This window comes from Lactiplantibacillus dongliensis, assembly GCF_005405105.1.
Lineage (GTDB): Bacteria > Bacillota > Bacilli > Lactobacillales > Lactobacillaceae > Lactiplantibacillus > Lactiplantibacillus dongliensis.
In genome coordinates, this window is record NZ_BJDK01000003.1 from 1 (window position 1) to 13,929 (window position 13,929).

Here is a 13,929-nt window from a genome sequence, read left to right on the forward strand (position 1 = left end):
AGCCCCCGGTAAAATACCGAGAACTCGCCGTTCAAAAAGCAGCTTAACAATTTGTCCAATTTTAAGGGTTCACTTCAACTTCGCTGATTTTTTAATAGCTTTTTCATTTTTGCCCCACTTAAATCAGGCTTTTAAAATCACGGTCCTTTTGCGTTGACCTGCCTAAACTGCGGTGTTAAATTTAAGACTCATTTTGAAAATAACTCGGGTTTTCTGACCCAGTTTTCAAGGAGGAACCACCAATGAAATGGGTCGTAAAAAAGTTCACCGGTCTCACGACCACCCAACTACATGACATCTACCAACTACGCGCTAAGACGTTTATTCAAGAACAAGCGCGCAGCTACCAAGATCCTGATGATACCGACTTTGAAGCACGCCATATCTTCGCTTACGATGGCCATCAACTAGTCGCTTACGCACGTATTTATGAGCATGCCGGCCTAGTGACTTTTGGCCGCATTACCACCGATAGTGCTTATCGCGGAACCGGCCTCGGTAACCAATTGATGAACCACGTCATGGCAATCTTAAAGACCCACTATGCCAATGCCACCATTGAAATCGACGCCCAAACCCAAGTCCAACACTTTTACGAAAAATTCGGCTTAACCGTTGCGGGTGACCCCTTTATGGATCTCGGCGCCCAAGTCATTAAGATGCAGGCCCCGGCCCGCGCGTTAGTCTTAGTTTGAAAAACAATCTAATCCTGTGAATCGAGAAGCTGTTTTAGCGTGGTTAAATCAGCATTAACGGTTGGCAGGATTTTTTTGAATCGCCGACTATATGACGGGTGATACAGCGGGAAAATTTGATAACTAACCGTGGTCAATTCAAAGCGCTGATCAGCCGCGGACCATTGCCGAATCGGCTGTGTTAACAATTGACCATGCACCGCACTAATCTTGACTTTCGACCCTAATAATCGCTGTAACCCGGTATTCCCTAACGGCACCAATAATCGCCCTTGCAACTGTTGTAATTCGGCATCTAAGATTGGCGCACTCGCCGCAACCTCAGCTGGTGTTGGTCGCCGATCTCGTTTTAACCCAGTTGGCCCAATCTGGTAGGGCCGCGAACGCACCGCACCGGTTAGATAAACTTCTGCGCGGGTCAACCCAAGTGCAGCTAGCCAACGATCTAATTCTTTGCCGGCTGGTCCCTGAAAGGGATGGCCAACCTGGGCTTCAACTTTCCCGGGGGCTTCTGACACCATCACTAAAGCCGGGGTTAAACTCCCCTCGCCGGGAACAAAGCCTTCCAAACGGTCAAATTGTGTTAATAGCGCGCGACCCTGTGCTTGTTGCGCGGTCGTCAAAATACTAGTCATCTAAATTCCTCCAATCAATCCTAAGTTCACACTTCTAAGTATATTGTGATTATACTTGGTGCTAGTTGAACTTGCCGCCTGCCGGTTGGTTTCTGACTTAGATAAAGCCCGGCTTTCGAGACCGCTCTGTGGCTCGAAAACGTGGCCATCACGTTCCAGCCGATTCTGGCCCAACCAGAGTGGCAATTTAAACCAACTAGCACCAAACATATTGTCATTATACAAAAGCCATAGGTTCACGATACTACAAAACCCTACGCCGTTCACATTTTCGTAAACAGCGTAGGGTTTTTGGATTAACGTCACTATTCGATGCCGGGTTCACTCCGGTAGCGCTGCAAGATATAAATCGCCAGCACCACTAAGACGGAACCAACAATTTCAATCACACTGACCTTCAAATTCAAGAAAATAATGCTTAAGACAAACGTTACGACCGGCTGCACGGCATCCACAATACTAACGACCGCGGAAGGTGCATACTGCAGACTGTGCAAGAGTGACAGGAACGCAAAGATCGTCCCAATCAATACGATTGCCCCAATCGAGATGACCAATTTCGGTGTAATCGTTGGTGCCCCGATCCATAACGGATGATAGGCGTTGAATAACAGTCCCGCAATCAAGGTGCCCCAACCTAGAATAACGACTGGTGAATTATCAGCAACGATTTTTCGTGGTAATACCACGTATAACGCCGCCGTCACCCCGGATAGGATTCCCCAGACCAGCGCATCGGTCGGAATCGCTAATTCATGGATATTCCCCCGCGTAATGGCTAAGAAAACCCCGAACAAGGAGACCCCGAAGGCCAGCATATCTGTTCGTAAGGGCAGTTCCCGTTTAAAGACCAGCGTCCCTAAGACGATAAAAAGTGGACTTAAGTACTGTAGAATCGTAGCGGCCGCGGCCGTGCCACGTTCAATACTGACATAGAACGTGTACATATTCGCCATCAACCCCAACGTCGCATACGCGACTAACTGCGCAATTGACCACCATGATTTAAAGACTTTAAAGATTCCGCGGCCTTGTTGGACCGCCCCGATGGCCAGCAAAATAACTCCGGCTGACAACGTCCGGACTGATAAGAACCAGTCTGCTGGAATCGCTTGGTTCTGAGAAACAAACTGCATGACCGTCCCCGAGATTCCCCACAAAGTCGAAGCAAGCATCGCCCACAGGATGCCCTTCATATAACGATTAGTTGTTGTTTGCAATTTTCATGACCTCAATCTAATTAATGGCAATATTATACCGGGGCTTGATTAAAGTTTCCTGAAAATTAACGGGTTATTTTCAACAAAAAAATAGCGGGTCACGTCACTTTCAACGTCCCACTATCATTACAGAATTGATAATTATAACCTAGAACAAAGTCCCAATATAGTAGTGAATAAACATCGTAATAATCCCGACAATCACGTTCCGAATAACCGCCGTCTTAACATTCCCCTTACCTAAAACTGCGGATAAATAACCGGTCAACGCCACTGATAATGACACTGCCAAAATAGTCCCCGGCCACTTCATCGCATCCGGTAAGAACGTCATCGCCACTAGCGGGAAGACACCCCCGGCTGATGCGGAGAATAGTGATGAAAACGCCGCGTCCCAAGGATTCATATAATGGCCTAATTGCATATCGTACTTAATACTGATCATGGTCTCAAGCGGTTTCTTGGCTAACAAATCATCCGCAATTGCCAGCGCCGTCTTTTCTGTCACGCCCATCGTCATATAATGCCGTTTAACAGCGGCAACTTCATCCGCATAATTGGTCTTCAATAATCGGCGTTCCTTTTCAACCACGGCTTTTTCGGTATCTTTTTGGGTACTAACGGACGCATATTCACCGCCAGCCATGGAAAATGCGCAGGCTAACAAATCTGAAAGTCCTGCAATAAAAATCGTAAATTGATTACTCGTCGCGGCCGCCACACTGAACAACACGCCGACAACGGTTAAGATCCCATCATTGGAACCCAGGACACCAGCACGCAACGTGTTGAGTTTTTCGTCCATGGTTTGTTTGGCCTTTTTTGGCTTTGTTTTTGACATTAACATGTAACAATCCCCCTCAACCTATGCGAATAAATGGCCAATAAAGTAAGTAACCAACATGGTCAATAACCCTGAAATCACGTTCCGAACCATGCCATGTCGCCAATCAGAATTACCCAACTTGGCCGCCACGAATCCCGTAATGGATAACGCAATCGCCACCGCAATAATCGTCGCTAAAATCTTCACTTGTGGCGGGAAAAAGGTGATCGATACTAGCGGCAAGATCGAACCGGTCGGAAATGAAATCATCGACGCAATCCCCGCTGCATAAGGACTGATGAATTGGCTGGGGTTAAACCCATAACGTTCACGCACCGTCGTGACCAACGCATCTTCTTGCATCATCTCTTGGGTCGCCTGTTGCGCTAACGGCGTACTAATCCCTTGATCCACATACTTCTTCGTGACCATCGCCACTTGACCTGCATAGTCATCTTTCAACGCTGCTCGTTGACGACTAATCGCCATCTTCTGGGCATCCTTTTGCGTATTGACGGAGACATATTCCCCCATCGCCATTGAGATTGTCCCCGCTAGCATCCCAGCTAAACCAGAAATTAAGATGGCATAACTGTTGGTGGTCGCCCCCGCAACCCCGACTACAATCCCGGCTACGGATAAGATCCCATCATTGGCCCCCATCACACTCGCCCGCAAAATATTGACGCGTTGTGCCAAGGTCATTTTCTTCTTCATACTGCCGCCCCCAGTTAACTACTTTATAATCATTATCATGTAATACATATTATTCCTTTAGTGTTTGAATTGCAAGTCTAATACCAGTTAACTAATTAACTAAAGTTATGTATCCCTAAAACTAAATCTAGTGTACCATCAATTTTAAAGTAGCGTTATGTAAACATAACAAAAAACCAACTAACTTTACGCAAGTCAGTTGGTTTTCGTTAAATGTCACCTAATTAACCTGATTAAATTGTTGCGTCGTCGCCAACGTAAATTCGGTTGGTCGTGCCGCAGTCATTAACGCTGGCGTCAAAGCCACGCGGGTAATAGTTTGGTCGTTATAAGGCTGCATATAAAAAGCCGGTTCATTCATACTCATATAGGCCCGATACTGCGTATAGTCTACTGAACCATCCGCTTTAATCTTAACGCCCTTAGGAATTTCGACTGAATTTAGCATATGTGACAACGCATTAACGGCAGCACCAATCGTTGCGACCGTTTCCGTATGTTCGCGCATGAAGACTGTCCGCACAAACCGGGATGGCGACGTGAAATCACCGGGCATCCCTAACGCTCCCGTGCCCGGGCCAAAAGCATTGACTGCTAAGTCGCCGTATTGACGATCGGCATGCTGATCAGGTTGTAATTGAACATAGTTACTTAAATTCTTCAAATGCCAATCGAAGTCAGGCGAGTTCGTCATGACGCCAACAGGATTCTTCATATAGTGCATGCCATCTGCCTGTTGTTCTAAGACATAAGTCGCACCGCTCTTATCACTGATAATCCAATGTAGCGGCACCACAATGTTCAATAGTGGAGCGGCCGCTTCCACAATGGTTAAGCTAGCTAAGCGGTCCCCAAGCTCTTGAGCACTCTTGACATTGCCTAAGATCCACATCAAAACTTCATGTGGTGCTAAGTTAATCTGACCATCGACTGGCGTAGCCGCATAATGGGCTTGCCCCGCAAAGTACAAAGCAGCGGCACTAACCCCATATTCATTGACCCCGTCGACATGAATATAGCCATTTAAATTACGCCCCGTACCGATAAAACTATACGGTGCATCAAAACCAGCCGCATTGGTGACACTACTGAAATGGTGTTGCCGTGGAATTGCCACTGGCCGACCACCCAGTTCAAATGCAAAATCCATCGTCCGAGCTAAGAACTGGTCGCCGCCCGTCGTTTGATACGTTACACTAGTACACATAGGGACTCACTTCCTTGATTTGAATATCTTTATTTTAGCACCCCAAACCCGTTAAAACACAGATTCACGCTAAATATTTTACTATTATCAGTTTATTCTGTGGCTTTTCGTTTAGCTAGTTAGGGCTAGCTTATTTTGCCGCGCCGGGCGGGCTGGATTTGACGCTGGAACGTGGTGGCCGCGTTTGAAAGCCACAGTGCGGTCTTCCAAGCCGGGCTTTGACTAAGGCCGGGACAATTCCCCCGGTCTAAGTCAAACGACACCACTGAGCGTCATCCAGCCCACCCTGCGCTAATAACACCCAAGATGACGATATGGGTTCAAACAAATTCATCGGAACATGATTATACCAGCAGGTTAGTCACTAACGACTCAATTCGCTAGATTCCTGATCAGTCGCGTTTTCTACTACTTCACAAAGACTACCATCTTATTTAATCAGTTATACGTGAACAATTATTTTTAGTCCATAATTATCTATTAGACAGCTACGACTCTCTAGATTCACTACGGCTAATTAACGGCGGGCGGGCCAGCATTGGCTCAGTGGTGTCGTTGATCTTAGTTGCCTGATTTTAGGCGACTTAGATCAAGCCCGGCTTGCGAGACCGTCCTTTGGCTCGCAAACGCGGCCACCACGTTCCAGCCAATACTGGCCCAACCAGAGTGGCAACTTTCATCCATACTTAATAACAACAAAAAAGACTTATCCCAATCACACGGATAAGTCCTTCAATAACTAATTTATGCTTTCTTTACATGTAGTGTCATCGCGTTAATCGCCACAATCACCGTACTGAATGACATGACCACGGCTCCGACCATGGGGTTTAGTAAGAAGCCCCATGGCGCTAAGATTCCGGCAGCTAAAGGAATCGTAATAACGTTGTATCCAGCACCCCACCAGAGGTTCTGGGTCATCTTACGAGTCGTGTTGCGTGCTAATTCTAAGAATTCAACCACATCATTAGGATTACTCTTCACTAAGACCACATCGGCGGAATCGATCGCGACATCGGTCCCAGAACCAATTGCCACTCCAATCTCAGCACTAGCCAGACTTGGCGCATCATTAACGCCATCACCAATCATCATGACATGACTGCCATCAGATTGATATTGCTTAACCAATTTAGCTTTATCTTCTGGCAACAGACTAGCATGAACTTCAGTAATCCCAAGTTGCTTAGCGACTACTTGCGCACTTTGCGCGTTATCACCAGTCAACATCACTGGCGTAATATGTTGGGCCTTCAAACTGTCGATTAAGTTCTTCGCTTCAGGTTTAATCTGATCCCCTTGAGCTGCATAACCTAAGACTTGTTGGTCTTGGATCAAATAGCTGACTGAATTACCAGCTGAAGCTAACCGATTAAAGGCCGCTTGGTCATAAGCTAACTTTTGCCGATCCAAGTAAGCCGCGGAAACGACTTGATACGTCTGGCCAGCAACGGTCCCACTCAGACCAACCCCCGTCAGTTGTTCGCTGTCAGTAGCTTCAACGGGCGTTAATTCTTGGGCTTTAGCAGCTTTTAAGATTCCGACCGCTAAGGGATGACTAGAACCAGTTTCCAGACTAGCCATAATGCTTAAGACTTGGTCCGCCGTATATGCTGAATCCAAGCTTTGATATTCAGCGACCTTAAAGTTACCAGCTGTTAATGTCCCCGTCTTATCCATTAAGGCATAGTTCAACTTTTTGACTTGTTCCATTGCATCCCGATTCCGAATCAATAACCCATGGCTAGCCGCAATCGCCGTACTCCGAGCAACGACTAATGGTACCGCTAAACCTAAGGCGTGCGGGCAGGCAATTACTAAGACCGTTACCGCAATGGATAAAGCTAAGGCCAAATTACCCACTAGCATCCAGACAATAAACGCCACAATGGCGACAGTCAAGGCCGCATAGAACAAGAGTCCAGCCACCCGGTCAGCCATATTTTCTTGCGCAGACTTAGCAGCTTGGGCGTCTGAGACGAGCTTCATGACTTGTGCCAGATACCCATCTTCACCGGTCCCGGTAATCCGCATCTCAAAAGTACCTTCACCGTTGACTGACCCACCGACAACTTGTGCATCGACTTGTTTTTCAACTAGCCGAGCTTCACCAGTGACCATGGCTTCATTAACACTAGTCGCACCACTAACAATCACACCATCCGCAGGAATCTTTTCACCGGCCCGTACTTGAACATGGTCACCAGTAGTTAATGCCGCCACGTCGACATCACTCACTTGTCCAGCCACAATTTTATGTGCGCTGCTTGGTAACAGTTTGGCCAAGTTATCAACGGCGGAACCCGCATTCATAACGGTATTCATTTCAATCCAGTGACCAAGCAACATAATATCAATCAAAGTGGCAAGCTCCCAGAAAAAGTCAGTCACTGGCGGCGTTACTTGCAACCAGTTATTTGCCACTACCGCGTAGATACTATAGACGAAGGCAACGCCAATCCCCATGGCAATCAAAGTCATCATCGCCGGCTTGCGATTGGCTAATTCGGCTTTGGCACCACTGAAGAAGGGCTGACCACCATAGATAAAAATTGCGGTCCCCAGAATGGCCGCTAAATAATCAGTCCACGGATGAAAGATCAATTGGAACGGTAGCTGCATCCCCATCATCGGACTCATGATAATCAGCGGTAGCGTTAGAATCAACGATACCCAGAATTTACGCTTCAAATTACCCATATGCATCATCTGACCGTTGCCCATGTCCATATCCATATCATGCATGTCCATATTACTCATATCTTTGGCTGGCGCTTTAGTCATTGCCATTTTTTTCATGATACTCGTCCTCCTCAACCGTTTCTCTCTTATCGTTTACATTTGTAATTTACAGTTATAGTTTACAATCGTAAACGTCGAAAGTCAAGCATTGCCGTCAACTTCTTGAAAATACAAAAGCGGAACGCCGTGTTATCCCGGCATTCCGCTAGTTTTCAGTTATTTAGTTCACCAACTTAGCAGCTGGTTTCACCCGGCAAGCAATCACAATCAACCGTTGCCGGCGCTGTGGTCGCCTTTTTTGCGAGTACCGTTTGTAAATTGGCAATATCATTTTGACTCAAATTTAATTGGCCGACTAGATCTGCTAAAGTCTGACCAACACGCATCTGGCACAGGTGGCCAAATAAAGTTGTCACGGCTTCGTCCATTGACGGTTGTTCATCGACCGTTGGATAGTAAGTAAAGGCGCGACCATGCTTTTCAGCGCGCAAGGCCCCTTTCTTAATCAAGCGGCCAAGCAACGTCTTGACAGTCGCGGTCTTCCAGCCCATCTTTTCCGCCATAATCTCAGCCATCTGACTACTAGTCACATTCCCAAGGGTCCAAGTCACCCGCATAACTTCCCATTCGGCATCACTAATTTCAATCTTGGTCTGTGCTTCCACTTAATTAGCCACCTTTCTTTAAAGTTTTATTTAGTCTACAATCGTAAACAACAAATTGCAAGTAATCGTCTCACATATCGTCACAACCAACTTTAATTTTACCACGTTTATTCGTATATAAATGCGTTTATATTAGCATCAAAATCCAGATTGCTTCATTGATAACGTTATAAATGTATATTAAAATAATAATAGACGGATTTGAGCAATAACTCAATAACTTTACTAAGTTAGGAGGAGATTCTCATCTATAAATTTTTTGTGCAGCCGCAAATTAATGAGCAAGATCATTCCATTTACGGCTACGAAGCGTTGTTACGCAAGCGTCAAAAGGACACTTGGACATTACCTACGAACTTCTCCGAGATCTCGCTAGACGACCAGACCAAGCTGATCGAACAAACAGCGGCGGATTTAAAAACATCCTTAACCAATAAAGTGATTGCTTTCAATCTTAACCGGGAACAGATCGACAACCCACTAACGTTAGGGGCGATTGTCGCGCTAAAGAAACGGCTTAATCCAGCAGCTTTAACCATCGAGTTGACTGACGCCCCTACTTTGGATGAAGTTCAACGCTACAGCTTGTTACTACACCAATATGGGATGAAATTAGTTTTAGACGATGTCGGCACCGGCACAAATACTTACGACAACATCAAAAATCTATTGCCGTTCGTTGACCAGATCAAATTTGCCATGCAAAACTTGCGCATGAGCGGTCAGGCCAACCAGATTCCTGAATTATTGGCTTTTTGGACGAACATTGCGCGTCAATATCGTTTGGAGATGGTTCTCGAAGGCGTTGAGGATCATCATGACCAATTATTGGCCGACAAATATGGGATTAAGATTCACCAAGGCTACCTTTATGGTAAGCCGGAAATTCCAGTTTAACTAGTAAAATCTACATCGCCGGATGGGAGGCCGATAAAGATGACACTAACTCACTGGTACGTGCCTTCATTGGTGACTAGTATCTTTTTCCTTTTAGGAATGATTACGTTATATTGGACCTTAGCGGACAAGGCGATCCGCTACTTCGAAAAACGTGGCAAAAAATTTGATCAAGAACAGGTGCGGACGGTAGTTGGCTTGTTATATATGGCACTGTTCGTCTTAAGCCTGCAACTGATTGTGAGTCAGCAGACCACGACCTGGGTCTTTATGAATTTTCAGCTATTTGCAGTTGTGTTTGTTAGTTATTTTCTTTTACTTGGTATCAGGCTATGGCAATGGGTGATCACCGCCGTCCTATTTATGTTAATCAATGGGACGATTACGCAGACGCTCTCGTGGTTGTATACCGTGATTTTCGTGGCTTTCTTTTTTGTCATGAAGCTATTAAAGCGGCATCGGCACTACGATAATTGGGATTTTTGGAAATACATTATCGTGGCTATGCTCTTCTCCACCGCACTATGGACAGTGGTCGCTTTCCGATTGCACTTGACTCAAAACTTAGTGCTACAGGAATTACTGTACATGGCAATCATGCTCGTCACCGTTTATTTTTATGTCAACCTGTTGTATCGCGATGCCGCCACACTGGCACAACTCACGTACAATACCAACTTTGATGAGCTGACCCACGCCAAAAACTTCTTTGCCTTTCGATCTAAGTATAGTCAAGCTTTCGATCACAATCGGGCCGAACAACGGCCATTTACCGTGATGCTGTTCGATATCGATCATTTCAAAGCGATCAATGATACTTATGGTCACTTAGCGGGCGACTATGTTTTGGAACGACTCGCACTATTGATTGAAAAATACTTAAATAGCGTCGACAACAACCTCGTCCTCTATCGTACCGGGGGCGAAGAATTCACCATTTTATTCAATGATTATGAACTTCCGGATGCCGTTAAACACGCTGAAAAGATTGCGAATATGATCCGCAATGCCGACTTTCAATATGACACCCAGACGATTCACATCAGTATCTCCATTGGGATGACCCAACAACATGCCGATGATGAAGACAGTACTAATCTTTACAAACGTGCTGATGGCTATTTATATCATTCTAAAAATAATGGCCGTGATCAAATTACGGCTAAATAAACAAAAACTGACCTTAACCTGATATTGGTTAAAGTCAGTTTTTTTGTTTAGCCTTGCTTGGGTTAAATTAATAGCTTATCAGTCAGGCGAGCGTGGCTTAGATTAAAATTAGCCGCATCAATGTTCTTTATGCCGATAACCAGCTAGGCCTAAAATCAGCACCATCAGACTACCAAGTAACCCCCAACGTGAATTGTCGGCTTCATTTGTTTGCGGCAGTGTCGTCGCCTTGGCAGTTGTCGCCTTAGCTGGACGGGTCGGATTACCAACTGGATTAGTCGTTGGTAAGATGTGCGCTGCTTGAACCTCACTAGTGCCACTTGCATTTGGCGTAGTTGTCGCTTGGTTTCCGGGTTTAGTTGACGTCGCCGGTTGATCCGGAGCTGGTGTTGGTTGCGGATTAGGATTGATCGTATCCCCTTGACCAGGATCTTCCGGTTCAGTTGGCGTTTCTGGATCAGGAGTATCAGGATCGGGGGTACTTGGATCCGTAACCGCTGTGTAAGTGACCGTTGCGACTAGGTCCGCGCTATCGGCCGTGACCCCATCGACGGCCGCAACCGTTGTTTGGTCAGCCTGGTAGCCGGCAATCATCGGTGACACTTGCGCAGCAAACCCATTCTGGTCACTCTGCCAGTCGCCCCAAGTTGTGGCCCAAGTCACTAAGTCCCGTTGGCCGCTACGATTAAAGCGCAGTTGTTGCACATTATCAGCTGCCGCCGTGGTACCATCCGCATAGACATAATGAATTGTCTGCGTGACCGTTCGACTATCGGTTACCATCACGACTTGGTGTTTAAGGTGGACCGTATACGTTGGCGCTTGATCGTCAAAGTCCACTCCAGCACTAGGAAAGTCATCGCTAACTAAGACATATCCGAGGTCAACATAATGTTGAATCATGGCCTTAGTCTGATAGTCGCTAGTATTCCCCTGAGCCCCGGTAACCGTGTCACTGGTCAACGTCTTGCCCGTCGTATCGTCGACATAGACAATTGTGATTTTACCCTCTTCACTCGGTGCCACGGTCTCTTTTTGATAGACGTAAGTGACCGTCCCGCCAGCTTTAGTTAACGTCCCATTAGCTGCCAAGCCGCTATTATCCATCTGCTTAAAGGTGTAACCAGCGATTGCTTTTTCAGTCGTCGTGTAACGCTCACCGACCCACTGACCATTGGGATACGTCGCGGTGTCGGTAGCTAAGACCGTGCCATCAGTATCGACATAGTGAACCGTCACTTCACCAGCTGCTTCTTGGGTCGTCGCCGGTGTGAAGTAAAGGTTAACCGTTTGCGGGTCGGCCGTATACGTTAGCTCTAACGCATCCGCATCGGTCTTAACATAATCGTAACCCTTTAATTTGGTGTATGGCGTTAGATCAACCGTTGCGCCGATCTTTTGGTCCGTGCCTAATTTTTCTGGGGCTTTAATGACGTTACCAGTGGTGCTATCAATGTAATTCACTTGAATACTGGGATTTTCTTGCCAGTTAGCTGGACGATAGATCATCGCATCAGTCAATAATTCTAAACTATTGTAACCATCACCATAGTTAACATCAAAATAGTAATCTGGCCCCACTGGATGCGCGAGATAGCCCCATTGGCCATATGAAAAATAATCCTCAGTCTGAATAGGGGCATCAATTTGATACTTACCATCGCCTAAATCAGTGACGGAATCCCAAGTCTTTTTAGTACTAGTACTCCCGTCTGCATTCGTAACCGTGGTAGAAACCGGTGGCAGACTGTATGATTTGGTGTTTTTGTGTTGTAAATATTCACCATTGATACCAATCTGATCAGTCGCTTCAAACGTAATCGGCTGCCCAGCCACAATGTTCATTGCAACGGTGCTTTTATAAGTCTGATTAGCCGCAAAGATTCGGACATAGGCATTGGGATTAACCCCATTAAATACTGAAAAATCAGTCAGACAATTACCAGCCAACCCGACCTGTTTAAAGCCACCGCCATTGCCGCCATGGTACCCATTGTTAAGAAAATCCGTTAACCAGGCCGCAATCTGCGCCAACTGGGCATTCGTCATCCCATTAAAGTTCTTGTGGTAATACTCATAATCCGGATCATTTGATTGTAAGTCTACATATTGTAAATCAGTCGTTGAAATGTTGTTAAGGGGCGTTAGATCAACCTGATTGAAGTAGTTAGTGTACAAACTAAGCGTATTAAAATGTAAGTTTTGGAGCGGTTTCAGATCAAAATCAGTTCCCACTACTTGATTTTGCGCATTAACCGTGGCGGCTTTAATATTCAATGACAGCTTGATCACTGTTTTTTCAGGTAAGTAACGCAATGCCTCTAAGCCAGCTAAAGTTGTCACATCAACATCCGAAACGGTAACACTGAGCGACGTTTTCGTCGTCTGACGAATATCCCCAATCGTTAAATCAGCATCGGCTGCTAAGCCCAAGCCTTTTTTAACGGCCGCTAATAAGTTTGTATCACTAATCGTCACGATATCTGTATCACTGACTTCGGCCTTAACCGCCTTGGCTTTAGGTGCGACACTGCGCGCTGTTGGCGCCGCGGCTTTCATCTTTTTAACGTCTTTGACGGCACTACTGGCAACAGCTGGTTTTTCAGTAACACTATCTGCTGGTGCTGATTCTGAGGTCGCTTCACTAGCAACTGAACCAGCTTCACTTGGCGCTGCGGATGCTGTTGATGCTGCCGAAGTTGCACTAGTCTCACTGGCTGATGTCTCTGATACGGGCGCTTGTGATTCAGTCGTGTTTGAGGCTTCGCTTGAACTGGCAGCATCTTCAGTCGACTTAGTGCCATCCGCATTTAAGGTGACCTCTGGCTGTTGCAGTTGACCAGCTTGTTGATCCGTCTGAGTCGTTCCAGCATCACTGGCAGCTGGTTCGGTTGCGGCTTGGGCGTTGTGTGGCACGGTTAAAAAAGTCCATGAAATCGCCATGGTTGCTACCCCGGCCGTTAGCCAGTTGGGATGAATCGTAGTGTGTTTCGTTGATGTAATAGTTGGCTTAATGCGCATTTTAATCTCCCCCTGAGTCAAATGTCTACCAGTAGCTAAAATTATTGATGTTTATCTTTTTATATTAACGCTCTTATAAGTATACCTCTTTAATTATTATACCCTATCGTTAATTCATGTAAACCCTTTCTTGT

At 46.0% G+C, this 13,929-nt stretch carries 11 protein-coding genes; 3 read left to right on the forward strand and 8 right to left on the reverse strand.

All coding sequences use genetic code 11. From position 1 onward, the window contains the following. Positions 1 to 242: 242 nt before the first annotated feature. Complete coding sequence (locus FFM80_RS00765) at positions 243 to 695, forward strand: GNAT family N-acetyltransferase (protein ID WP_137639071.1); 453 nt, start codon at positions 243 to 245, stop codon at positions 693 to 695. A gap of 8 nt (positions 696 to 703) precedes the next feature. On the opposite strand, the gene FFM80_RS00770 is transcribed toward FFM80_RS00765, so the two are convergent. From FFM80_RS00770 to FFM80_RS00800, 7 genes are all read right to left on the reverse strand, one after another. Next, positions 704 to 1,330 carry a uracil-DNA glycosylase gene (locus FFM80_RS00770; RefSeq protein ID WP_137639072.1) on the reverse strand — a complete coding sequence of 209 codons (627 nt, stop codon included), beginning with the start codon at positions 1,328 to 1,330 and terminating at the stop codon, positions 704 to 706. A gap of 305 nt (positions 1,331 to 1,635) precedes the next feature. After that, positions 1,636 to 2,526 (reverse strand): DMT family transporter, encoded by an 891-nt coding sequence (locus FFM80_RS00775; RefSeq protein ID WP_137639192.1) that lies wholly within the window; start codon positions 2,524 to 2,526, stop codon positions 1,636 to 1,638. Positions 2,527 to 2,698: 172 nt separating this feature from the next. Then, positions 2,699 to 3,391 carry a VIT1/CCC1 transporter family protein gene (locus tag FFM80_RS00780; protein ID WP_379853067.1) on the reverse strand — a complete coding sequence of 231 codons (693 nt, stop codon included), beginning with the start codon at positions 3,389 to 3,391 and terminating at the stop codon, positions 2,699 to 2,701. 24 nt (positions 3,392 to 3,415) lie between these two features. Further along, positions 3,416 to 4,093: a VIT1/CCC1 transporter family protein gene (locus FFM80_RS00785; protein ID WP_137639074.1), complete on the reverse strand. Its 678-nt coding sequence runs from the start codon at positions 4,091 to 4,093 to the stop codon at positions 3,416 to 3,418. 220 nt (positions 4,094 to 4,313) lie between these two features. Then, complete coding sequence (locus tag FFM80_RS00790; protein ID WP_137639075.1) at positions 4,314 to 5,300, reverse strand: choloylglycine hydrolase family protein; 987 nt, start codon at positions 5,298 to 5,300, stop codon at positions 4,314 to 4,316. 744 nt (positions 5,301 to 6,044) lie between these two features. Beyond that, a complete protein-coding gene (locus FFM80_RS00795; RefSeq protein ID WP_379853066.1) occupies positions 6,045 to 8,099 on the reverse strand; it encodes a heavy metal translocating P-type ATPase in 2,055 nt (684 codons plus the stop codon). 176 nt (positions 8,100 to 8,275) lie between these two features. After that, positions 8,276 to 8,707: a CopY/TcrY family copper transport repressor gene (locus FFM80_RS00800; RefSeq protein WP_137639076.1), complete on the reverse strand. Its 432-nt coding sequence runs from the start codon at positions 8,705 to 8,707 to the stop codon at positions 8,276 to 8,278. Positions 8,708 to 8,953: 246 nt separating this feature from the next. On the opposite strand from FFM80_RS00800, the gene FFM80_RS00805 reads away from it, so the two are divergent. Both FFM80_RS00805 and FFM80_RS00810 read left to right on the forward strand, forming a co-directional pair. Then, positions 8,954 to 9,604 carry an EAL domain-containing protein gene (locus FFM80_RS00805; protein ID WP_137639077.1) on the forward strand — a complete coding sequence of 217 codons (651 nt, stop codon included), beginning with the start codon at positions 8,954 to 8,956 and terminating at the stop codon, positions 9,602 to 9,604. A 39-nt stretch (positions 9,605 to 9,643) separates the two neighbouring features. Further along, a complete protein-coding gene (locus FFM80_RS00810; protein WP_137639078.1) occupies positions 9,644 to 10,774 on the forward strand; it encodes a GGDEF domain-containing protein in 1,131 nt (376 codons plus the stop codon). A 117-nt stretch (positions 10,775 to 10,891) separates the two neighbouring features. Here the strand turns inward: FFM80_RS00810 and FFM80_RS00815 are convergent, their stop codons facing one another. Further along, positions 10,892 to 13,795: a mucin-binding protein gene (locus FFM80_RS00815; protein WP_137639079.1), complete on the reverse strand. Its 2,904-nt coding sequence runs from the start codon at positions 13,793 to 13,795 to the stop codon at positions 10,892 to 10,894. Positions 13,796 to 13,929 lie beyond the last annotated feature (134 nt).